Here is a 22,601-nt window from a genome sequence, read left to right as displayed (position 1 = left end):
TTCGAAAACGCTTTTGATTGAGGGGCTACAGCCCCATCTGGCGGGCGGCGAGGTCGCGCATGATCTCCTCCGACCCGCCGCCAATGGCCATCACCTTGACCTCGCGGTAAATGCGCTCGATGGCGCAGCCGCGCAGATAACCCGCGCCGCCCAGCACCTGCATCGCCTCGCTGGCGCAATACTCGGCGGTTCCCGACGCCAGGAATTTCGCTTTCGCCAGGCCGGCAGCGGGGAGCGGGCCTCCCGTCTCCAGCGCCGCGTTGATCGCGGCAGCGAGGATTTGCAGATACCCGTCCAGCGCATCAATGCGCGCGCTCATCTCGGCCAGCTTGTGGCGGATGACCTGATGGCGGATCAGCGGCTTGCCGAAGGTCTCGCGTACCCGGGCCCAGTCTACCGCATCATCGAGGCAGCGGCGGGCCATGCCGAGGCAACCTGCTGCCAACGCGAGGCGCTCGTAATTGAAATTGTCCATGATCGCGAAGAGGCAGCTGCCCTCCTCGCCCAGTTGCGCATCCGCCGGAATACGGCAGGATTCAAAGTGAAGCGTGGCCGTGTCCGAAGACCACCAGCCCATCTTGCGCGCGATGGCCGCACGCGTGAAACCCGGCGCATCACCGGGCACGAGGAACAGCGAAATCCCGCCAAACCCGTCGCCGCCCGTGCGCGCGCCGACCACGAACCAGGACGCCTTCATCCCGCCGGTGATGAAGGTCTTTTCGCCATCGATCATCCAGTGATCACCGTCGCGCCGGGCGCGGGTTCTCATCCGGGCAAGATCCGATCCACCGGACGGTTCGGTCATCGCCAGCGCCCCGCCGGTGCGGCCCGACACGATCCCGGGCAGCACCGCGCGTTTGACGTCCTCGGGCGCAAGCCGCGCGATAGGTCCGGTCATGATATTACGCGAGCCGAGCGACGCATTCACCCCGCCCACGCCCGCATAGCCCAGCGCCGTACCGGCATCGAGGCGCATGAAGGCGTCGTCAAATCCTGAACCGCCATAATCTTCAGAAATCCCGAACCCGAACAGGCCCAACGCGCCAGCTTTCTCATGCAGGGCCCACGGGAAATCCCCTGCCTCATCCCAGTCATCGCCATGGGGCGCGATCTCGCGCGCGATGAACCGCTCCACGCTGTCGCGGAACGCCTTTCGCTCGGGCGTATCAAACGGCCGGGCGACGGGATCAGACACGGGCATGGCGGCTCCTTCGGTCGAATGACCGCCGCAGTCTAGCGGTGTCCGGGGTGCGTTCAATCCAGTGCGGCTGCAAGGCATTGACGCCGCCGCCCGGGCGCGCTCGATTGCGCATCATGAATTTCCTGTCCGACACCACCGCCCCCGCCCATCCCGCTCTGATCGAGGCCATCGCCCGCGCCAATGAGGGTTTCGCGCCCAGCTATGGTGCAGACGCCATCAGCCCGCGGGTGGAAGCGCGCCTGAAGGACCTGTTCGAGACCGATCTGAAAGTGGTGTTCGCGGTGTCCGGCACCGCGGCCAATGCGCTGGCGCTGTCCGTGCTGTGCCCGTCGGACGCCATGGTGCTGTGCCATGACGAAGCTCATATCCACCGCGACGAACGGGGCGCGCCGGAATTCTTTACCGGCGGAGCCAAACTCCTCCCCCTGCCCGGGGCCCACGCCAAAATTGACGCGGCAGCGCTGCAAGATGCCCTGAACCAATGGCCGGCAGACTTCGTCCATGCGCCGCCCCCGGCGGTGCTGAGCTTGTCCCAGCTGAATGAGGCCGGAGGTGCCTACACGCTGGACGAGATCGCACAGCTGACCGCTCCGGCGCGGGCGGCGGGCCTCAGCATCCACATGGATGGTGCCCGCTTCGCCAGTGCGCTGGCAGGTCTGAGGTGCAGTCCGGCGGCACTGACCTGGAAATCCGGCGTGGACATTCTGTGCCTGGGTGCCACCAAGACCGGGGCGCTGGCGGCGGAAGCGGTGATCCTGTTCCCTTCCGTCATGGACCGCTTCGCGCGCCTGCAGGCACGCCAGAAACGGTCAGGCCACATGGCACCCAAGATGCGCTATATCGCCGCCCAGCTGGATGCCTGGCTGGATGGCGGCCTTTGGCTGAAGCTCGCCGGCCAGGCCAACCGCGCCGCCGGGCATCTGGCCAATGGCCTGAGCCGCATTGACGGGGTCAGCCTTGCCCACCCGGTGGACGGGAATGAAGTCTTCGCCCGGCTTGAACCGGCCGTCGCCGAGCGGCTCCAAGCTGCCGGTGCAGGCTTCTATGCCTGGCCGGACGGCTCGGCCCGCTTCGTGGCGAGCTGGTGCACCACCAACGCCGAGATCGACGCCCTGCTGGACGCTGCGCAGTAACGCCGCGAACGGTTTTGGCGGTTCATGTGTTAGGTTCAGGTCTGTCACCCCAGACTAGGAGCTTTTTCCATGATGCGCCTTGTCCTTCTGGCCGCGCTGGCGGCACTTGCCGCCTGTGCGCCCCAGCCCGAACGCCGCAGCTCCGACGCGCCACTGACCACCGTTACCCAGGTGGATCTGGAGCGCTATCTGGGCCGCTGGTATGAGATCGCGCGCTATGACAGCCGGTTCGAGCGCGGTTGCGACGGCGTGACAGCCGATTATGCGATGCGGGAGGACGGGCTGCTTTCCGTGGTCAACACCTGCTATCGTGACGGGCTGGACGGACGGGCGGAAGAGGCGCGCGGCCGCGCCCGCATCATCCCCGGCTCCGGCAACGCGAAGCTGGAGGTGTCCTTCTTTGGACCCTTCTGGGGCGATTACTGGGTGATCGAGCTGGACCAGGCCGGGTACCAGTGGGCCGTGGTGAGCGAGCCGCGCGGGCGCTATCTTTGGGTTCTCTCACGCACCCGGCACATGGACGACAGCGTGCTGGCCGCGCGCCTGGCCGGGCTCGAGGCGCTGGGCTTTGACACCGGGGCACTGGTATATCCGGTGCACCGGGACAGTGCCGGCGCGCCCTAGCGTACCGTTGCCTCACTCCTCGTCGGGAACGTCGGTCGAGCGCCGCTTCCGGCCGGTATAGCGCGGATCCTGGCGGCGGCGGCGGTCGGGACCGAAATAGCCCGGAGCCTTCACAAAGCGGCGCGGGCGTTCGATCATCGAGACCAGGCGGTTGTAAAGATCCACTGGCCGCACCGGCTTGGCCAGGTACTCATTCACGCCGGCATTGATCGCCTCCATCACCCGGCTGCGGTCGGTATGGCCGGAGACCATGATGATGGGCAGGTATTTGTTCGGGCTGTCCGTGGCAGTGCGGATCAGCCGTGTAAACTCGAGCCCGTCCACATCGCCGAGCATGTAATCGACCAGCGCCAGATCGGGATTGGCATTGCGCATCATCTCGAACGCGTCCGCAGCGTCGCGGGTTTCGGTGATCGTGCGCACGCCAAACCCCTGCAGGATCGTGCGCAGGATGGTCGACATGTGCACATTGTCCTCAAGAATCAGGACCCGCACCCGTTCAAAACTGCCTGACATGACCTTCCCGCACCTGCGTGGATTGGCAGCTACACTGCCCCGGCCCGGTTAACCAACACTTGCGCGTCTGTTCAAGCCGGGGTGGCAGGGCCATATTGTCGCTCATGGCCCGGATCACCGCAGACGACACGCTCATGCCCGACGGCGTCGGGGATATGGGCCAGACGCCCTTCGAGGCGGAGCCGGGTGCCCTGCCCCCGGGGATATCCGATCCGCTGAGCCTGCCGGCCAACTGGACCCCCCACAGACCCGCGGCGCGCGACAAGTCCGAGGGCGGCAAGGCGTTTGTGCTGGACGCCGAGTACGAACCGGCGGGCGACCAGCCCGGCGCGATTGCGGAGCTGTGCGCCGGGGTCCGCGAGGGCGAGCGCGACCAGGTGCTGTTGGGCGTGACCGGGTCAGGCAAGACCTTCACGATGGCGAAAGTCATTGAAACCCTTCAGAGACCCGCCCTGATTCTGGCACCGAACAAGACTTTGGCAGCGCAGCTTTACGGCGAATTCAGATCCTTTTTTCCTGAGAATGCGGTGGAGTATTTTGTTTCCTATTATGATTATTACCAGCCGGAAGCCTATGTGGCGCGCACCGACACCTTTATCGAGAAGGAATCCTCCATCAACGAGGCCATTGACCGGATGCGCCATGCGGCCACGCGGTCGGTGCTGGAGCGCGATGATGTCATCATCGTCGCCTCGGTCAGCTGTATCTACGGCATCGGCTCGGTGGAGACCTATACCGCCATGGTATTCGACCTGAAGCGGGGGGAGGAGAGAAATCCCCGCGAGGTCATGCGCCAGCTCGCCGCCCTGCAATACAGCCGCAACGACGCGGCCTTCACCCGCGGCACATTCCGCGTGCGCGGCGATGTGCTGGAAATCTTCCCCGCCCACGCCGACACCCGCGCCTGGCGGATCAATTTCTTCGGCGACGAGATCGAGTCCATCGACGAGTTCGACCCGCTGACCGGCCGCGCCGAAGCGAGCCTGGACAAGGTCCGCGTCTACGCCAACTCCCACTATGTCACCCCGCGCCCGACCCTCAACCAGGCCATCGCCTCCATCAAGGCCGAGCTGAAAGACCGCCTGGAGTGGATGGAGGCCCATGGCAAGCTGCTGGAAGCCCAGCGCCTGGCCCAGCGCACCGCCTTCGACATCGAGATGCTGGAAGCCACCGGCTCCTGCAACGGCATCGAGAACTACTCACGCTATCTCACGGGGCGCAAACCCGGCGAGCCGCCGCCCACATTGTTCGAATACCTGCCCGACAATGCCCTGGTGTTCGTGGACGAGAGCCATGTCACCATCCCGCAGCTGGGCGCCATGTTCAAAGGCGACTTCAACCGCAAGCGCACCCTGGCCGAGCACGGCTTCCGCCTGCCCTCCTGCCTGGATAACCGCCCCCTCAAATTCGAGGAGTGGGAGGCCATGCGCCCGCCCACCCTGCACATCTCCGCCACCCCCGGCAAATGGGAGCTGAACCAGACCGGCGGCGCCTTCACCGAACAGGTGATCCGCCCCACCGGCCTGATCGACCCGCCGGTGGAGATCCGCCCCGTGGCCGCCAGGGGCTTCAGCCAGGTGGACGACATCATCGCCGAGGCCCGCGCCACGGCGGACAAGGGCTTTCGCACCCTGATCACCACGCTGACCAAACGCATGGCCGAAGACCTGACCGAATACATGCACGAGCAGGGGCTGAAAGTGCGCTACATGCATTCCGACGTCGACACCGTCGAGCGCATCGAGCTGATCCGCGATCTGCGCCTGGGCGAATACGACGTCCTGGTGGGCATCAACCTCCTGCGCGAGGGCCTGGATATCCCCGAATGCGGGCTGGTGGGCATTCTGGACGCCGACAAGGAAGGCTTCCTGCGCAGCGAAACCAGCCTCGTGCAGACCATCGGCCGCGCCGCCCGCAACAGCGAAAGCAAGGTCATCCTCTACGCCGACCGCACCACCGGCTCCATGCAGCGCGCCATGGACGAGACCGAACGCCGCCGCACCAAACAGATCGCCCACAACACCGCCCACGGCATCACCCCCACCACCGTGGTGCGCGGCGTCTCCGACGTGCTCAAGGGCGTGATGGAGGAGACGGCCAAGGGCCGCAGCGCTAAGGCGCGCGGAAGAGGGCGTGACGGGAAGCGCTTGACGGTTGCAGAAGAACACGCTCCATTTGAACCGAATAACCTGCGCGCGGTGATCGCGGATCTGGAAAAGCGCATGCGCGAAGCGGCGGCGAATCTGGAATTTGAGGAGGCGGCAAGGCTGAGGGATGAGATCAAGCGGCTGGGGGAGTAGGGGGGTGCCGTTGGCTGGGGCACAATCATCTCGAAGTTAAATGTCGTCACTCAGTCGCCTTGCCAACCGTCAAAAATGGAAAGTATGATAATGCTATTTTCTGCTTTAGGAAGATAAAGGCTTGTCTTTGAACGAGGAATTCGACAATTCAGCGCCCCCACATCTCCTAACTAAAATTCTTCTCGGTCGCGCTGTCGCCTTTTTTGGTGCTGGATTTTCTATAGGCGCAGAGCACTCTGACGGAAAAGTTCCAAGTACCAGCACCTTAATTGAACAGTTTAAAAGTTTGCTTTCATTTTCAGAGCATGAGTTCATTGAGTTTTACGAGCTTTCGCAACTTCTTGAAGACAAAATTGGCGCGGACAAAGTACGCTCCTTTTTGTATCACCAGCTTACGGCGGTCAAGCTTCAGGCATTTCATTCCGTGCTTACCTGTTTACCATGGCGATCATGTTTCACAACAAACTTCGATAATATCCTCGAAATCGGTGGCGAGTCACGTGATCAACGATTTTACCCCATTAGTCGATACACTGATCTAGAGACTGCTCGATTGAATTTGACGCCACTTGTATACCTGAACGGCAGGGCGGCGGACATCAATGATTCACAAGAGCCACCTCACTTGGTTCTTTCGACTAATTCATATATTGAAAGAAGCAATAGAGACTCCCCTTTGTTTAAGAAGCTTTCGCGTGAGTTGAGCGTTTGTGAAGCAATCGTGTTTATAGGATACTCCGCGAATGATGCTGCTGTCCGAGATATCCTCTCATCTAGACCAGAACTCCGACAGAAAACCCATTTTTTTATTCACCCGGATAGCTCGCAACGCGATATACAGAGACTGGCGCGCCTCGGCAAAATTGTGCTTCAGACTGCAGAGGATCTTGCCGCTAGCATTTCCGCCTTTCAAGTCGATGAAATTGATCTGATCACACCGAGTCTCGTAGAAGAAATTAAATGGTCACCCGAACCATATGAGAATTTCGAGATTTCTGACGTATTCATCAATTCATTATTTGACTATTCGGCATTCGCTTATCAAATTTCTGACGCAAATGCCGAGAAATTATTTCCTGTCCGCACAGCAACAAGAAAGGTAATTGATAGGCATTCTGACAATCTACGCCGCTTTATTATTTATGGGAACGCTGTTTCGGGCAAGACATTCGTCGCAGAGCAGATATCGATCTTATTTGCTTCCGAGGGGTGTCAGGCTTTTTATATTGACAATCTAGATCCATATATTATGAGTGAGATCCATGAAATCCAGAAGCGCATAGAAAAGGCTGTTTTTATTTTCGATGACGCCTCCAGGCATCTAAACGAACTTGAAACTGTTTCTGAAAGCCTTCGCACTACACATCGACTTGTTGCTGTATTCGATACTCACTTTATGAGACAACGACATTCAGACGTAAGCAAGACTCTATCTGGAATTAAAAATTTTGAAATGCACGATGTCTCTGATCTTGATGATTATGAGGTTGAACAATTTGATTTTCTTTTAGAGAGAACTGGCTTTTGGGGTGAGATGCCTGACTGGCGAGGCCCTACCAGAGACTTTATTATTAAAAGGTGCGGGCGCGAACTTCGCAGCTTGGTGAGCTATCTATTTAAGCAAGGTTCTGCTGGTCGGCGCATCAATCAGCTATTTCAAGAAATGGTCCTACAGAACGATCTTGATAAGCGTCCGATCGCAGGGTTGCTGATAGCCGGCATGGCACGCTCAGGCGGAACTTTTTCCGCTCAGGATATTTTGGGATGGCTGGACTTTGATATTGGACAAATACATGCCGCCATTATGAATATTAGGGCAAATGATATATTTACTAGCGATGGATTTAAACTTGTTATTCCTAAATCGAGAGCTTTGTGTACATTTTTGTTACAGTCAGACCCATTTTGAGATTTAGACACAGTTCCACTGCTTGCGAAAATTATGATCAGTTTTCATCAGGCTTCGTTATTCGATATTAAAATAAAACAACTTTTTATTGAATGCATGAAGTTTCGCTTTGTCCGTGAAGTGTTTTCGGCTTCGGAGAACCGGGCTCAATCTGTTCATCGGTTTTATCAACATCTATCTTCTGAACCTGGGTTTCGAACTAATGACCAGTTCTGGTTACAGTATGGTATGTCTGATTGTGAAGTGGGGAATTTCGAACCGGCCTACAAGCGATTTCTAAACTCTCGGCGCTACGGGCGCATGAAGGGTGTTAATTAAGATCTCAAGCAAGTTAATAATCAAATTGCAAGATTCCTATTAAGGCCAGCTGCGGTCAGTGAAATCGGCATTGATTTAAATGAGGCGGCCGAAGAAGCACTTAATATTATTATTGATAATATAGAGAACTGCAATGAACATGAGCTTGTTTATCCACTACGCGCTTTGGAGCCACTTGTCCAGATGGTTAATAGGAAGAAACCTGACCTGAATTCGACTGTAATAAATAAATGTTTACTGTTTCGTAATATTGCCGCTGATCGAGTTCATAAGCTTTCAAATCAAAGGACTTTGAAAGGTGAGCAAATCAAATTTGAGAGGCAGATAGAACTTTTGGACGACGCTTTGTCTTCAATCTAGGTATAGCGGCGCTAGCTTGCCCAACGGGGAAACCCGGGACACACCCATTTCCCCACCCCTCCCCCCCCTCTCGCCATGCGCCATGGGGGCTCAAACCAACTCACCCTGTTTTCCCGGGCGACCGGAGGGAGGCCCGGGACCCATCCACCGATCATCTCCACCGTCGAGGCGGTTCAGAGGTGTCGAGATGGGTCCCGGATAACCCCGGCTCAAGGCCGGGGTTTCCGGGAAGGCAGGTGTGGGGGGTGTGGTGGTGATTAGATCAAACACCGGTGTTTTCCCAGGCGACCGGAGGGAGACCCGGGACCCAGCCACCGGTCTTGTCCGCCGCCTGGGCGGTTTAGAGGTGTCGTGATGGGTCCCGGATATTTGCTTCGCAAATTCCGGGAAAACAGGGGGTGGGGGCGTGGCGGGAGAAAGGAGCTTACCCCCCTCCCTGCCAACCGCCCCCATACTCCCGCCCATGATGAATTTCCGGACAGATGATGAGCGGGCGGACCTGATCGCGGCGGCGCGGGCCATGCGCGAGGCGGGGGTGGTGATGCATGAGGTGTCGCGCCAGCTGGGCGTGCCGGTCTCTACCCTGCACCGCTGGGCGGCGGAGCGGGGCTGGCGCACCATGGACCTCGCCTCGGCGCGCACGCGGGCTGTGTTCAGCGCGGCGCAGGACCGGGCGCGGCGCGCCGCGCTGGCACCGGCCGGTGGCGATGGCGGCGCAGGCGCGGGCGGCCCGCCAGACGCGCCGGACGCGGCCGACCGGATCATGGACGAGCTGCTGGATTTGCCTGGCGAGGACCGGGGCGCGGAGCCGGGCGCCGGGACGGACGCAGAGGCCGGGGCTTGCGCCGGGGCTGAGGCCGGGGCTGAGGCCGGGGATGAGCCGCCGCATGTCTTCATCCATCCGCTGCAGGCGCGGGCGGCGGGGGAGCAGGCGCTGAGGGCGGCCGAAGCGCTGATGCAGGCCGGCGAGCTGAAAGCCGCCACCCAGACGATGAATTTGGCCGAGCGCCTGCTGGGCGCGGCCCGCGTGCTGGAGGCCCTGCCCCTGCCGGCCAGGGCGGACCCGGAGTACCAGCGGCGGCAGGAAGAGGCGGCGCTGGAGGTGCGGCGGCGCATGCACAATCTGGTCTATCTCGCCCTGTGCGGAAACGTCAGAAACCTGCCCCGCTGGGCGAAGGAAAAGGGATTCCTCAAGGGCACGCTCTATGAGGACCAGTACACCTGGGAGGACAATGCGCAGGAGGGGTGAGGGGGCGTGAGGGCCACACCGAGGCCCCTTCTCCCTCCCCCACCGGGGGAGGGCCGGGGTGGGGGCGCCGCCGTCAGGCGGCCAGCTGGAATCTGACACGCGCGGCACCATCACCCCACCCCAACCCTCCCCTCAAGGGGAGGGAGGGGCGCTTGCGAGCGACTTCCTCGCCCTAAAGCGCGTCCACCGGGATTTTCAGATAGGTGAGGCCGTTCTCGTCCGGCGGGGGCATGTGGCCGGCGCGCATGTTGACCTGCACCGAGGGCAGGATCAGCACGGGCATGGCGAGCGTCGCGTCGCGCGCGGTGCGCATCTTGACGAAGGCCGCCTCGCTGACGCCCTGGTGCACGTGGATATTGCCCGCCTTCTGGGCGCCGATTGTGGTTTCCCACTGATAGGTGTCGCGGCCCTCGGGCAGATAGTCGTGGCACAGGAACAGGCGCGTCTCGTCCGGCAGGGCGTAGAGTTTCTGGATCGAGCGGTAGAGCTCATGGGCGTCGCCGCCGGGGAAGTCACAGCGCGCGGTGCCGTAGTCGGGCATGAACAGCGTGTCGCCGACAAAGCCCGCATCGCCGATCACATAGGTCATGCAGGCGGGCGTGTGGCCCGGCGTGTGGAGGGCCTTCGCCTCGATCTGGCCGAGCATGAAGGTCTCGCCATCCTCGAACAGGCGGTCAAACTGCGAGCCGTCGCGGGCGAATTCGGTGCCGGCATTGAACACCTTGCCGAACACGTCCTGCACGGTGCGGATATTGGAGCCGATGGCCAGCGTGCCGCCGACCTGGTCCTTCAGATACGGCGCGGCCGACAGGTGGTCGGCGTGGACATGGGTCTCCAGGATCCACTGCACCGTGAAGCCCTGCTCGCGCACAAAGGCGATGACGGCGTCGGCGCTGGCCTTGGAGGTGCGCCCGGATTTGGGGTCGTAGTCGAGGACGGAGTCCACGATGGCGGCGTGTTTCGTCGCCGGGTCCGAGACCACATAGCTCACCGTATTGGTGGCCGGGTCGAAGAAGGCTTTGACGTCGGGTTGGCGGGCAGGTTGGTGGGTCATGATCAGAGGTCCTTGTCTTCGGGGGAGGGTGTCTTGAGGTCTGACGCAAACGCCGCGCACAGGGCGGTCATCAGACGCTGGATGCGCCCGTCAGCGAGGCGGTAATGCACCGCCTTGCCGTCGCGGCGCGTGGCGACCAGGCCGGCGGCACGCAGGCGGGCGAGATCGCGCGACAGATTGGGCTGGCGCACGCCGGTGCGCTGCTCGATCTGGCTGACCGTGCGCTCGCCATCCATCAGCTCGCACGCGATCAGCAGGCGGCCAGGATTGGCGAGCAGCTTGAGCAAGCCGCTCACCTCCCCGGCGCGCGTGCGCAGCTGGGCGATGTCGATGCCGGGGGAAGAGGTGGCCTCGTACGGCGTCAGTGTGTGGGTCCGGTCCATATCGGCGTCCTGGCGTTCGGGCCTTGCGTGATGCAAAGCCTCTTGCGTTTCGTCCTCACATATATCATTTATCAAAACTGATAATCAAGGGGCCGTGGCGCGGCGAGACGCCTCACCCGGTTCGCGAGCCGCCCCCCGTTCACGAAAGGATTGCCCATGGACGCTGTCACCCCCTTCACCCCGGTCTCCGCCTTGATCGGCGGCGCGCTGATCGGCCTGTCGGCTGTCTGGCTGATGGCCGCCAATGGCCGCATTGCCGGGATATCCGGCATTGCCGGCGGGCTGATCGGCCCGTCCGTGCCCGACCGGCTCTGGCGCCTCGCCTTCGTCGCCGGCCTGATCGCCGCACCGCTGATCGTGATGCTCGCCGCCGGACCGGTGGCTGTGACCATCGAGGCGGGCCCCCTGACCCTGATCGCCGCCGGCCTCATGGTGGGCGTGGGCACGCAGATGGGCTCGGGCTGCACCTCGGGCCACGGCGTGTGCGGGCTGAGCCTGTTCTCCCCGCGCAGCCTGGTCTCCGTGGCCGTGTTCATGACCGCGGGCGCCGCCACCGTCTTCATCACCCGCCATCTGATTGCATGAGGCCCGCCATGACCGACACACACACCACCCGCCCCGCGCCCTCCGCGCCCGCCCCGTCCGCCGCTCTGGCCCTGCCGCTGGCCGCGCTGGGGGCCGGCCTGCTGTTCGGGCTGGGCCTCGTCATCTCCGACATGATCAACCCAGCCAAGGTGCTCAACTTCCTGGATGTGGCCGGAACATGGGACCCGTCTCTGGCCTTCGTCATGGGCGGCGCCATGGGGGTGACCGCCATCGGCTACCGGCTCATCCTTCCGCGCGGCAAGCCGCTTTTCGCCGGCAGCTTCTCCCTGCCCACCGCCCGCCAGCTGGACCCGCGCCTGATCGGCGGCGCGGCCCTGTTCGGCGCCGGCTGGGGCCTGGCCGGCTTCTGCCCCGGCCCGGCCTTGTCCGCAGCAGCGCTGGGCATGGGCGAGGTGTATATCTTCCTGGCCGCCATGCTCGCCGGCATGGGCGGTTGGCGGTGGCTGGTGAGGTAGGGGTTTGTGCTGGGCTAGTGGGAAAGAGAACCCACATGCCCCTCAAACCCCATGCCGAGTCTCCCGCAAGGCGTCTCCGGCGCGTCAAGGCCACCCCGGATTAAATCCGGGGCGCCGCATGCGGTGACCGGGCGGAGCCCGGTCAGCCTTGACCCGCCGGAGCGCTTGCGACAATCGGCTTTCATGGGGTTAGGGGCAGGACTGGGCGTATGATCGGGATGCCTCCCGTTTCGCCTCTTTGTTTTCCCGGGCGGCATAGCCGACCCGGGACCCATCCACCGCTCCCCTCCGCCGCCGAGGCGGCTTGAAGCCGGGCTATGGCAATTCCGGAAGAAACGCTGCGTCAAGGCCCCCTCTCCCCTCTCAGAGGGGAGAGGATAAAGGTGAGGGGTGCACCGACGGTCCAGCCCAACGCGGCGGCGCCAGATGCGGCGGAGAGGTCTGCCCCCTCACCCTACCCTCTCCCCCATAAATGGGGGAGAGGGGGCTCGACAGCATGCGTTGCGTGATAGGGTCGCTTCCTGCTGCTTGCCCAGCTTCAGTCCCCCACCCCAGCGCAAGAGGGGGAGGGGAAGAATGCTTGCACCCCCCCCCCTCACATCCCCCCGCGACATCGCCGCCCGCCCCCGCTAGGCTCCACGCTTCGAATCCCGCCTGACCCGGAGCCGCCATGTCCGCCCTTGCCCTGCTCGCCGCAAACGCGGCCATCGTGATCGTGCTGTTCGCCGCGCTGTGGCTCGCCGCCCAGCGCACGCGCGACCCCAGCTTCGTGGATGCGTTCTGGGCGCTGGGCATCACGCTGATGGCGGTGACAAGCTTTGTGCTGGCCGATGGCTGGGAGATGCGCCAGCTGGTGATTGCCGGCCTCGCCCTGGTCTGGGGCCTGCGCCTGGGCGGGTATCTGTTCTGGCGCTGGCGCCATGAGGGCGCCGACAAGCGCTATGCCGCCCTGGTGCGCCAGGCGCACGAAAAGCGCGGCTGGGGCTTTGGCAAGACCACCGCCCTGTTCGTGTTCGGGCCGCAGGCGGGCCTCCTGTTCATCGCCAGCCTGCCCGTTCAGCTCGGCCAGGTGGCGGCGCAGCCGGCGGCCTTCGGCGTTCTCGCCTTCGCCGGCATGGCACTCGCCGTGTTCGGGATCGCCTATGAGACGATCGCCGACATCCAGCTCACCCGCTTCAAGGCCGACCCCGCCAATAAGGGCAAGGTGCTCGATACCGGTGTGTGGGGCTGGAGCCGCCACCCCAATTATTTCGGCGAGGCCTGCGCCTGGTGGGGCATCTGGCTGATTGCCGCCGAAACCACGCCCGGCCTGTTCGCGGTGATCGGCCCGCTGTTTGTCACCTGGACGCTGATGCGCTGGTCCGGCGCGCCGCTGCTGGAGCGCGGCCTGAAGAAATCGCGCCCCGGCTATGAGGCGTATGTGGCGCGGGTGTCGGCGTTTGTGCCGATGCCGCCGAAGCGGGGGTGAGGGGGGGTCTCATCCTCCACCCAACCCCTGTTTTCCCGGAAACCGCGACGCGGTTATCCGGGACCCATCCCCCAATTTTTTGAGCCGCTTATGCGGTGGAGAGGCAGGGTGGATGGGTCCCGGTTCGCCCCGGCTCACGGCCGGGGCGCCCGGGAAAACAGGTGTGAGTTCACCCCGCATTCATCCCCGCCCCGCCAGCCTTCCCCCTTCATTCGCGATAGGGGAGGCGGGGATGCTCATAGGCGGCCTCAACACGCTGGCGGCGCTGGCGCTGGCGTCGGCGCACGTTCAGGGGCTCACTCAGGGGCACGCGGCGGACATCGCCCCGGACTGCACCTATAACGGCCAGGTGCTGCAGGGCCGGGTGAAAGTGGTCACGAGCTTTCCCGACATTCGCGTCCAGATCGTCTCCAGCTTCCCGGACCTGCGCGTGCAATGGGTGGACAGCTTCCCCGACCGGTGCGGCCGCTGGCGCGAAGTGGACAGCTTCCCCGACTTCACCATCCAGTACGTGACAAGCTTCCCCGATCTGCGGGTTCAGGCGGTGGAGAGCTTTCCGGGGTTGAGGTGATCTGACGGTGGCGCTCGCCTCCCCCCGTGTTTTTCCCGGAAACCGCGAAGCGGTTATCCGGGACCCACCCCGACACAGTTGACCCGCCGCGACAGCGGAAAGCATCGGTGGATGGGTCCCGGGCCGGCTGCGCCGCCCGGGAAAACAAAGTGGAGCTCACCCCCCTTACGCCTCCACCGTCGCGGGCACTTGCGCCGCAGCGGGGCGCTTCAGCAGCACGCGCAACAGATTGCCCAGCGTCTTGGGCAGGTCTTTGCGGGCGACCACCTTGTCCACCATGCCCTTGGCCAGCAGGTATTCGGAGCGCTGGAAGCCTTCGGGGAGTTTTTCGCGGATGGTTTGTTCGATCACGCGCTGGCCGGCAAAACCGATGAGGGCGCCGGGTTCGGCGATGTGGACATCGCCCAGCATGGCGTAGCTGGCCGTGACACCGCCCGTGGTGGGGTCGGTGAGCACGACGATATAGGGCAGGCGCGCGTCTTTGAGCATTTCCACCCCCAGCGTGGTGCGCGGCATCTGCATGAGCGACAGGCAGCCCTCCTGCATGCGCGCGCCGCCTGCGGCGGTGAACACCACCAGCGGCGTGCGCCGGGCGACGGCCGTCTCGCAGGCGCGGATGAAGGCCTCGCCCGCGCCCATGCCCAGCGAGCCGCCCATGAAGGCGAAATCCTGCACCAGCACGGTGGTTTCCACGCCGCGGATCGAGCCCACGCCGATGGCCATGGCGTCGTCGCGGCCGGTCTTCTTGCGCGCGGCGGTCAGGCGGCTGGTATAGGGCTTGTCATCGCGGAATTTGAGCGGATCGCGCGCCACCTCGGGCAGGGCGATATCGGCCCAGGCGCCGTCAAACGTGTATTTGAAGCGCAGGGCCGGGCCGATGCGCATGTGATGGCCGGCGGGCGTGACGTGAAGGCCGGCTTCGAGATCCTTGGTGAACACCATCTCGCCCGAGACCGGGCATTTCACCCAGAGATTTTCCGGCGTGTCGCGCTTGTCGAACATTTTCTGGACGCCCGGCGGGGTCAGTCTCTGCAGCCAGCTCATGAATGCATTGCTCCTGTCTGATCCTCGGGCGGGGTTGGATGGCGCGCTGTGCCGTCAATAGCCCGTCCGTCGTGCGTCGTCCTATTGGCGCGCCTGGTGGGTGGCGGCGGCCAGATCGCGCGCAATGGTCAGCGCGGCCTGCGCCCCGTGTGTCTCCAGCGCCTCGACAATGGCCGATCCGACCACCACAGCGTCGGCTACAGCTGCGATTTCCGCGGCGCGTCCGGGTGTTTTTACGCCAAAACCCACCGCCACGGGAAGCCCGCTGGCAGCGCGTACCCGCGCCACGGCGCCGGCGATGTCCGATGTGGCGCCCGATCCGGCACCCGTGACGCCCGTGGTGGAGACATAATAGACGAAGCCCGAGCAATGCGCCGCCACCTGGGGCAGGCGCGCATCATCGGTGGTGGGGGCGGCCAGGCGCACAAAGGCGAGCCCGCCGGCCTCCAGCGCCGTGCGCAGGGGGGCATCCTCCTCGGGCGGAATATCCACACAGATCACCCCGTCGGCCCCGGCCTCAGCCGCGGCCAGCGCAAACGCCTCATAGCCCATGGCGTGAAACGGGTTGGCATAGCCCATCAGGATGACCGGCGTGTCCGGGTGGGTGGCGCGAAAGCGTTTGGTCAGGTCCAGCACGCCCGCCAGAGTCATCCCGCCGGCCAGCGCCCGGATCGCCGCGCGCTGGATCACAGGGCCGTCGGCCATGGGATCGGTGAACGGCACGCCCAGCTCCAGTATGTCCGCCCCGCCATCGGCGAGGCCCCGCATCATGGCCAGTGTCGTATCGGCATCGGGATCGCCGGCCATGACATAGGCGACAAACCCGGCCCGGCCTTCAGCCCGCAACCCTTCAAAAACCGCCGCCAGCCGCGTCATGTGAATTCCTTCGATGGATGCCGTCCCGTGAGCCCCCGTGGCGGCGCAGGACGCCGAAGGCCGGGAAGCGCGCCAGCTTCACGATGGCGGCGCAGGGGTCAAGCGGGGGGATGCAGGGGGATGGGGTGGCACCCACCCCCTAATCCTGATCCATCTTCAGCGCCGCAATAAACGCTTCCTGCGGGATTTCCACATTGCCGTACTGGCGCATTTTCTTTTTGCCGGCTTTTTGTTTGTCCAGCAGTTTGCGTTTGCGGCTGGCGTCGCCGCCATAGCATTTGGCGGTCACGTCCTTGCGCAGGGCGGCGATGGTTTCGCGGGCGATCACGCGGCCGCCAATGGCGGCCTGGATCGGGATTTTGAACTGGTGGCGCGGGATCAGGTCTTTGAGGCGCTCGCACATGCCGCGGCCGCGCATGTCGGCGCGGGTGCGGTGCACGATCATGGACAGGGCGTCCACCGGCTCTTCATTGACCAGCACCGACATGCGTACCAGATCGCCCTCGCGGTGCTCGATGAACTGATAGTCGAAGCTGGCATAGCCCTTGGTGACCGATTTCAGCCGGTCATAGAAATCGAACACCACCTCGTTGAGGGGCAGTTCATAGACCAGCATGGCGCGGCTGCCCGCATAGGTGAGGTCGCGCTGGATGCCGCGCCGGTCCTCGCAGAGTTTCAGAACGCCGCCCAGATACTCGTCGGGGACGAGGATGGTGGCCTTGATCCAGGGTTCGGCGATGGTCTCGATCTTGACCGGGTCGGGCATGTCGGCGGGATTGTGCAGGTCCAGCACCGCGCCGTCGGTGAGGTTGATCTTGTAGATCACCGAGGGCGCGGTGGTGATCAGGTCGACATTGTATTCGCGCTCCAGCCGCTCGCGGATGACCTCGAGATGCAAGAGCCCCAGGAAGCCGCAGCGGAAGCCGAAGCCCAGCGCGGCCGACGATTCCATTTCAAAGCTGAACGAGGCGTCGTTGAGCGCCAGACGCTCCACGGCATCGCGCAGATCGTCAAAGTCGTTTGAATCCACCGGAAACAGGCCGCAGAACACCACCGGCACCGCCGGTTTGAAGCCCGGCAGGGCGGCGGCCGTGGGGCGTTTTTCCTCGGTGATGGTGTCGCCCACGCGCGCATCGCGCACCTGTTTGATGGAGGCGTTGAGGAAGCCAATCTCGCCGGGCCCCAGCTCGGCCACGGTTTCCTTGGCCGGGCGGAATACACCCACCCCGTCCACGCCATAGCTCGCCCCCACGCCCATCAGGCGCACGCGCATGCCCTTTTTCAGCGTGCCTTCCATGATGCGCACCAGGCAGATCACGCCCAGATACGGGTCATACCAGCTGTCCACCAGCAGCGCCTTGAGCGGCGCGTTCGGATCGCCGGCCTTGGGCGCGGGCAGGCGGGTGACGATGGCTTCCAGCACCGTGTCGATCCCCAGCCCCGTCTTGGCGGAGATTTCCAGCGCGTCATGGGCCTCGATGCCGATCACATCCTCGATCTGCTCGCGCACCCGGTCGGGATCGGCGGCGGGCAGGTCGATCTTGTTGAGCACCGGCACGATTTCCAGATTCACATCGATGGCCTGATACACATTGGCCAGCGTCTGGGCCTCGACGCCTTGCGCGGCATCCACCACCAGAAGCGCGCCCTCGCAGGCGTAGAGCGAACGCGAGACCTCGTAGGCGAAGTCGACGTGTCCGGGCGTGTCGATCAGGTTGAGCACATAGGTCTTGCCGTCCTTGGCCGGGTATTCCAGCCGCACGGTCTGGGCCTTGATGGTGATGCCGCGCTCTTTCTCGATATCCATATTGTCGAGGACCTGTTCGGTCATCTCGCGCGCGGTCAGCCCGCCCGTCATCTGGATCAGACGGTCGGCCAGGGTGGATTTGCCGTGGTCGATATGGGCCACGATGGAGAAATTGCGGATCAGGGCGGGATCTGTGCTCATGGCGCGGGAGTTAGCACTGGCGCCGCCCCGCGCCAAGCGGAACAGGCGGTGAGGTGCGCGCAATAGCGGCCGGGGGGCGCCGCGGCCGGGCTGGAGGGCCGGGGAAATGCATTTGACCGGGAGCGACGCCCAAGGCTTGGCGGGCGCCGGGGGTCAATCCTCCCCATCGTTCCATGCTGGAGGAAACCGCAAGGCGATCGCAGCCTGTCAAGGACGACCGAGCTGAGCTCGGTCGCCGCACGGCGGCGGCCCGGAGGGCCGTCCTTGACTGGCTGCGACGCTTGCGAAAATGGCTCAGCAAGGATCGAAAGGCGGATGGGGTCGTAATGGATGCACGGCGTCAGCCGGCGTGCGCGCCCGCCCGTTAACCCAGCGCTAACCTTCACGCCCAAAGCCTGCCTCAATCCTGCGTGAGGGTCGATGTGAGACATTTGCGCGCCGACGCGCCCAGTTAAGGACCGCCCTGATGACCCTTTCCCTCCCCCTTCGCGCCGCCGCTGCCCTGGCCATGGCGGCCGTGCTTGCCGCCTGCAGCGCCAGCGGTTCGGGCCAATCGGGATCCGCACAGTCCGGCGCGCGCGCCGATGCGTCTCCGGCGGGGCAGCCTGAATACGGACAGCCCAGCGCCTATCAGGACAATATCGACACCTATTCGGAAGACGAGCTGGTGGAGGCGGCGGCTGATTTCTTCGGCGTCACCGCCGAAGCCGCCGCCAGCGCGCTGGAACGGGTGTTCTCCGATCTGGGCCGGCCCGTGGGCTATATCGCGGGCGAGGAGCTGTCCGCCGCTATCGGCGTGGGCCTGCGCTATGGCGAAGGCTGGCTGGTGATGAAGTCGGGCGAGGCGCGCCGCAAGGTATACTGGCAGGGCCCGTCGGTGGGGTTTGACGCCGGCGGCAATGCCAGCCGGGTGTTCACCCTGGTCTATAATCTCGACAATACCGATTTGCTCTACCAGCGCTTTCCCGGCGTGGAGGGCTCGGCCTATTTCGTGGCGGGCCTGGGCGTGAATTATCAGCGCGCCGACGACATCACCCTGGCCCCGATCCGCTCGGGCGTGGGTTTCCGGGCCGGGGCGAATGTGGGCTATCTCGCCTATTCGCGGCGGCGCAACTGGGTGCCCTTCTGAAGCGCCCGTCTGAAGCCTTGACGCGATTTAAGGGTTAACGCCCCTCGCCCCGGTGCCCGCGCCGGGCTAGACTGCCGCCCCTGAGTGCTGTGCGGGCCTGAGGGGGCGCCAGCGCGAGCAGGAGGGGAGAGTGCGCCCATGGGCGAAGGCCTGTCTGTGACAACCTGGTTTATCGCCGGCCTGGCCGCCGGGCTGATCCTGGCGCTGGTGGTGTTCATCGCCCGCGCCAGCGCGCGGCCCTTGATCAGCGCGATCCTGCGCGCCGCCACCTTCCCCTACCGGCTGATCCTGCGGCTTCTGGGTGCCGGGCGGCGCACGGCGCTGAATGTGGGCGACGAGGCGGTGGAGGCGGTTGCAGCGGCCGCCGTGTCCAGCCACCACACCCTCACCGAAACGGCGCTGGGCGATGATTTCGCCCACGAGGAAAGCTTCATCTCGCGCCGGGGCGTGTTCTTCAACTGGATGTCGGTGCGCGTGGGATACATGCGCATGCCCGAGGAGTTGACCGACGATCTGGCGAAAGACTACGCCAAGCTGGCCAACACCTTCCTGGCCGGCCGGGTGCCCATCGAGGCCGACCCGCGCGCCCTGTTCGAGGATGTGGAGGGCGCGGTGATCGCGCGGCAATTCCATGACTCCGACAGCGGGGTTCTGTATCTCCTGAATGAGAGCCGCAAGCTGATGAACGCCAATGTGCGCAAGCTGGCGATCTGGTTCTCGCTCATTCTGGGCGGGGTGCTGCTGCTCAATATCGTGCTGAACGACACCGGTGTGATCGCGGCCATGAGCCCGATCGCCGATGAGGCCGCCGGGCCGATCACCGGCGCGCAGCTGTCCTCGCTGATCGCGGGCGCGGGCTCGTGCGCGCTGGCCGCGCTGGTGATGTGGGCGCTGTATTATGCCGAGTACAGCCCGTATCAGCGCAACACCGCGCGCGAGACGGCCAATTTCCTCACCCGTTATCTCGCCCGGGTGAACGATCATTACCGCACCGCCATCGGCAAGGCCAAATCCGTCACGGTGGGTCAGGAGCGCGACTCCAAACAGCTGGCCGACGAGGCCCGGCTGTGGGCGCTGAACATCAACTGGTTCGCCCTGCGGGTGTTTTTCATCGAGACCTATGTGCGCAACACCGTGTTCCAGATCCGGCGCAATTCCAGCTATTACCTGATCTTCGTGCCGGCGGCCTTCCTTGGCGCGCTGGTGGGATTGCTCGCCATCCTCGCCTCCTTCACCGGCCTCAGCCCGTTTGACACCATTGCGGCGCTGGGCTGGGTGTTCATCATCCTCTTCATCCTGGTGGCCGCGCTCTACGCGTTTTTCCTCACCAGCTCGATGAAGTGCCTGGAAGAGATCGACCAGGGCGAATGGATCAGCTTCCACACATTGCGCCTTAACGCCGTGCTGGGCGAGGTTGTGGGCAAGTATGCCGAGGATGTGGGCTATTGGAAGAACCGGGTCGGCGGGGGGCTGTAGACACCAGGCCCGGCGCCGCCTCGCCCTTGCTCTCAACCCGGCGATAGCGTAAGTACGCGCGCGCTTCCGGCCCGCCGGAGGCCCCTCGCCGGGCGGCTTCGTGCCGTCCATGTCTTCAACCCGCGCCTGACCGCCCGCAAGACCGGGACGGGCAGCGCCAGACCCCGCGTTTGCGCCGCCGCGCTGCTCCACGCAGCCCCGCGCGCCGCCCTTGAAGGGGCGGCTTGTTTCAGCAAACCGAAACCGTCTCTTTTCAGAAAGCAACCCATGTCTCAAACCTCCACCTCGGCCCCGAGCCGTGATGACTTCTCCCAGATGCTGGAAGCGAGCCTGGCCGGCCGCGACCTGATGGAAGGCTCGGTCGTTCAGGGCCGCGTCACCTCCGTTGAAAACGACATCGTCATCATTGACGTCGGTCTGAAGACCGAAGGGCGCATTTCCGTGCGCGAGTTCACCGGACCCGGCGGCGGCGCTCCCAAGGCGGGCGACACGGTCGAAGTGTTCCTGGAGCGCATCGAGAACGCCATGGGCGAAGCGGTCCTGTCGCGCGACAAGGCGCGCCGCGAAGAGGCCTGGGACCGTCTGGAGCAGCAGTTTGAAGGCAAGGAGCCGGTCACCGGCGCCATTGTCGGCCGGGTCAAGGGCGGCTTCACCGTCGATCTGGGCGGTGCCAGCGCCTTCCTGCCGGGCAGCCAGGTGGACATCCGCCCGGTGCGCGACGTCACCCCGCTGATGAACAAGGAACAGCCCTTCGCGATCCTGAAAATGGACCGTCCGCGCGGCAATATCGTGGTGTCGCGCCGCGCTGTTCTGGAAGAATCCCGCGCCGAGCAGCGCGCCGAGCTGGTCGGTCAGCTGGCCGAGGGCGAAGTGCGCGAAGGTGTGGTCAAGAACATCACCGATTACGGCGCGTTCGTGGACCTGGGCGGCATTGACGGCCTGCTGCATGTCACCGACATGAGCTGGAGCCGCGTGGGCCATCCCAGCGAAGTGGTCGAGGTTGGCCAGACGATGAAAGTCCAGATCATCAAGATCAACAAGGACACCCAGCGCATCTCGCTGGGCATGAAGCAGTTGCAGTCCGACCCGTGGGAAGGCGTGGGCGCCAAGTATCCGGTGGGCGCGACCTTCACCGGCCGCGTGACCAATATCGCCGAGTACGGCGCCTTCGTGGAGCTGGAGCCGGGCGTCGAAGGCCTGGTGCACGTCTCGGAAATGAGCTGGACCAAGAAGAACATCCACCCAGGCAAGATCGTCGCCACCTCCCAGGAGGTCGAGGTGATGGTGCTGGACGTGGATTCCGAAAAGCGCCGCGTGTCGCTGGGCATCAAGCAGACCCAGCGCAATCCGTGGGAAATCTTCGCTGAAACCCACCCCACCGGTTCCGAGGTTGAGGGCGAGGTCAAGAATATCACCGAGTTCGGCCTGTTCATCGGCGTGGACGAGGAAATTGACGGCATGGTGCACCTGTCGGATCTCGACTGGGACCGCGCCGGCGAAGACGCCATCCAGGACTACAAGAAGGGCGATATCGTGCGCGCCAAGGTGCTGGACGTGGATATCGAGAAGGAGCGCGTCTCCCTCGGCGTCAAGCAGCTGGGCGGCGATCCGATGGAAGACGGCGCCTACAAGCGCGGTCAGACCGTCACCTGCACCGTGACCGAAGTGACCACCGGCGGTATCGAAGTGGCGCTGGGCCCGGACAATCAGGTCAAGGCCTTCATCCGCAAGTCCGATCTGTCGCGTGACCGCGCCGAGCAGCGCCCCGAGCGCTTTGCGGTCGGCGACAAGGTGGACGCGCGCGTCACCCAGATCGACAAGGCCACCCGCCGGGTGTCGGTGTCGGTCAAGGCGCTCGAAGTCGCCGAGGAAAAAGACGCGGTCGAACAGTACGGCTCGTCGGATTCCGGCGCCTCGCTGGGCGATATTCTGGGCGCTGCGCTGAAGAAGCAGGAAGCCACCAAGGGCGACGACGAATAGC

The 22,601-nt window shown here is 63.9% G+C and carries 19 protein-coding genes; 12 read left to right on the top strand and 7 right to left on the bottom strand.

Going from position 1 to position 22,601, the window contains the following annotated elements; genetic code table 11:
• Nucleotides 1-25: 25 nt before the first annotated feature.
• Nucleotides 26-1,201 carry an acyl-CoA dehydrogenase family protein gene (locus L2D00_11655; protein ID WBQ12499.1) on the bottom strand — a complete coding sequence of 392 codons (1,176 nt, stop codon included), beginning with the start codon at nucleotides 1,199-1,201 and terminating at the stop codon, nucleotides 26-28.
• A 113-nt stretch (nucleotides 1,202-1,314) separates the two neighbouring features.
• Between L2D00_11655 and L2D00_11650 the strand changes: the two genes are divergently transcribed.
• Both L2D00_11650 and L2D00_11645 read left to right on the top strand, forming a co-directional pair.
• Nucleotides 1,315-2,334, top strand: coding sequence for a beta-eliminating lyase-related protein (locus tag L2D00_11650; GenBank protein WBQ14509.1), 1,020 nt, complete (start codon nucleotides 1,315-1,317; stop codon nucleotides 2,332-2,334).
• A 69-nt stretch (nucleotides 2,335-2,403) separates the two neighbouring features.
• Entirely contained in the window at nucleotides 2,404-2,958 is a 555-nt protein-coding gene (locus tag L2D00_11645; protein ID WBQ12498.1) for a lipocalin family protein, read from the top strand.
• Nucleotides 2,959-2,970: 12 nt separating this feature from the next.
• On the opposite strand, the gene L2D00_11640 is transcribed toward L2D00_11645, so the two are convergent.
• Nucleotides 2,971-3,474 carry a response regulator gene (locus L2D00_11640; protein ID WBQ12497.1) on the bottom strand — a complete coding sequence of 168 codons (504 nt, stop codon included), beginning with the start codon at nucleotides 3,472-3,474 and terminating at the stop codon, nucleotides 2,971-2,973.
• A gap of 104 nt (nucleotides 3,475-3,578) precedes the next feature.
• Between L2D00_11640 and uvrB the strand changes: the two genes are divergently transcribed.
• From uvrB to L2D00_11625, 3 genes are all read left to right on the top strand, one after another.
• The gene (uvrB, locus tag L2D00_11635) at nucleotides 3,579-5,774 is read left to right on the top strand and encodes an excinuclease ABC subunit UvrB (GenBank protein ID WBQ12496.1); all 2,196 of its coding nucleotides are present in this window, start codon (nucleotides 3,579-3,581) and stop codon (nucleotides 5,772-5,774) included.
• Between the two features lie 127 nt (nucleotides 5,775-5,901).
• Complete coding sequence (locus L2D00_11630; protein WBQ12495.1) at nucleotides 5,902-7,683, top strand: SIR2 family protein; 1,782 nt, start codon at nucleotides 5,902-5,904, stop codon at nucleotides 7,681-7,683.
• Between the two features lie 1,141 nt (nucleotides 7,684-8,824).
• A complete protein-coding gene (locus L2D00_11625; protein ID WBQ12494.1) occupies nucleotides 8,825-9,610 on the top strand; it encodes a hypothetical protein in 786 nt (261 codons plus the stop codon).
• A 172-nt stretch (nucleotides 9,611-9,782) separates the two neighbouring features.
• Here the strand turns inward: L2D00_11625 and L2D00_11620 are convergent, their stop codons facing one another.
• Both L2D00_11620 and L2D00_11615 read right to left on the bottom strand, forming a co-directional pair.
• Nucleotides 9,783-10,664, bottom strand: a complete 882-nt coding sequence (locus L2D00_11620; protein WBQ12493.1) for an MBL fold metallo-hydrolase — start codon at nucleotides 10,662-10,664, stop codon at nucleotides 9,783-9,785.
• A gap of 2 nt (nucleotides 10,665-10,666) precedes the next feature.
• A complete protein-coding gene (locus L2D00_11615) occupies nucleotides 10,667-11,047 on the bottom strand; it encodes a metalloregulator ArsR/SmtB family transcription factor (protein ID WBQ12492.1) in 381 nt (126 codons plus the stop codon).
• A gap of 156 nt (nucleotides 11,048-11,203) precedes the next feature.
• Between L2D00_11615 and L2D00_11610 the strand changes: the two genes are divergently transcribed.
• The 4 genes from L2D00_11610 to L2D00_11595 all read left to right on the top strand — a co-directional run bounded on the left by L2D00_11610 (nucleotide 11,204) and on the right by L2D00_11595 (nucleotide 14,147).
• Nucleotides 11,204-11,632, top strand: coding sequence for a YeeE/YedE family protein (locus L2D00_11610; protein WBQ12491.1), 429 nt, complete (start codon nucleotides 11,204-11,206; stop codon nucleotides 11,630-11,632).
• An 8-nt stretch (nucleotides 11,633-11,640) separates the two neighbouring features.
• Nucleotides 11,641-12,108 carry a YeeE/YedE family protein gene (locus tag L2D00_11605; protein ID WBQ12490.1) on the top strand — a complete coding sequence of 156 codons (468 nt, stop codon included), beginning with the start codon at nucleotides 11,641-11,643 and terminating at the stop codon, nucleotides 12,106-12,108.
• A 670-nt stretch (nucleotides 12,109-12,778) separates the two neighbouring features.
• Nucleotides 12,779-13,576 carry a DUF1295 domain-containing protein gene (locus L2D00_11600; protein ID WBQ12489.1) on the top strand — a complete coding sequence of 266 codons (798 nt, stop codon included), beginning with the start codon at nucleotides 12,779-12,781 and terminating at the stop codon, nucleotides 13,574-13,576.
• A gap of 232 nt (nucleotides 13,577-13,808) precedes the next feature.
• A complete protein-coding gene (locus tag L2D00_11595) occupies nucleotides 13,809-14,147 on the top strand; it encodes a hypothetical protein (GenBank protein ID WBQ12488.1) in 339 nt (112 codons plus the stop codon).
• Between the two features lie 165 nt (nucleotides 14,148-14,312).
• On the opposite strand, the gene accD is transcribed toward L2D00_11595, so the two are convergent.
• The 3 genes from accD to lepA form a co-directional block, all read right to left on the bottom strand.
• Nucleotides 14,313-15,191: an acetyl-CoA carboxylase, carboxyltransferase subunit beta gene (gene accD / locus L2D00_11590; GenBank protein WBQ12487.1), complete on the bottom strand. Its 879-nt coding sequence runs from the start codon at nucleotides 15,189-15,191 to the stop codon at nucleotides 14,313-14,315.
• Nucleotides 15,192-15,272: 81 nt separating this feature from the next.
• On the bottom strand, nucleotides 15,273-16,067 hold the full coding sequence (gene trpA / locus L2D00_11585) for a tryptophan synthase subunit alpha (GenBank protein WBQ12486.1): 795 nt from the start codon (nucleotides 16,065-16,067) through the stop codon (nucleotides 15,273-15,275).
• Nucleotides 16,068-16,206: 139 nt separating this feature from the next.
• Entirely contained in the window at nucleotides 16,207-18,015 is a 1,809-nt protein-coding gene (gene lepA / locus L2D00_11580) for a translation elongation factor 4 (protein ID WBQ12485.1), read from the bottom strand.
• A 466-nt stretch (nucleotides 18,016-18,481) separates the two neighbouring features.
• On the opposite strand from lepA, the gene L2D00_11575 reads away from it, so the two are divergent.
• The 3 genes from L2D00_11575 to rpsA all read left to right on the top strand — a co-directional run bounded on the left by L2D00_11575 (nucleotide 18,482) and on the right by rpsA (nucleotide 22,600).
• Nucleotides 18,482-19,144, top strand: coding sequence for a DUF1134 domain-containing protein (locus L2D00_11575; protein WBQ12484.1), 663 nt, complete (start codon nucleotides 18,482-18,484; stop codon nucleotides 19,142-19,144).
• Nucleotides 19,145-19,282: 138 nt separating this feature from the next.
• Nucleotides 19,283-20,620: a hypothetical protein gene (locus L2D00_11570; protein ID WBQ12483.1), complete on the top strand. Its 1,338-nt coding sequence runs from the start codon at nucleotides 19,283-19,285 to the stop codon at nucleotides 20,618-20,620.
• A gap of 267 nt (nucleotides 20,621-20,887) precedes the next feature.
• The gene (gene rpsA, locus L2D00_11565) at nucleotides 20,888-22,600 is read left to right on the top strand and encodes a 30S ribosomal protein S1 (GenBank protein ID WBQ12482.1); all 1,713 of its coding nucleotides are present in this window, start codon (nucleotides 20,888-20,890) and stop codon (nucleotides 22,598-22,600) included.
• Nucleotide 22,601 lies beyond the last annotated feature (1 nt).

This window comes from Hyphomonadaceae bacterium BL14 (assembly GCA_027627705.1).
Lineage (GTDB): Bacteria > Pseudomonadota > Alphaproteobacteria > Caulobacterales > Maricaulaceae > Oceanicaulis.
The sequence above is the reverse complement of the archived record's forward strand: the minus strand, read 5'-3'. Positions and strand labels throughout refer to the sequence as shown.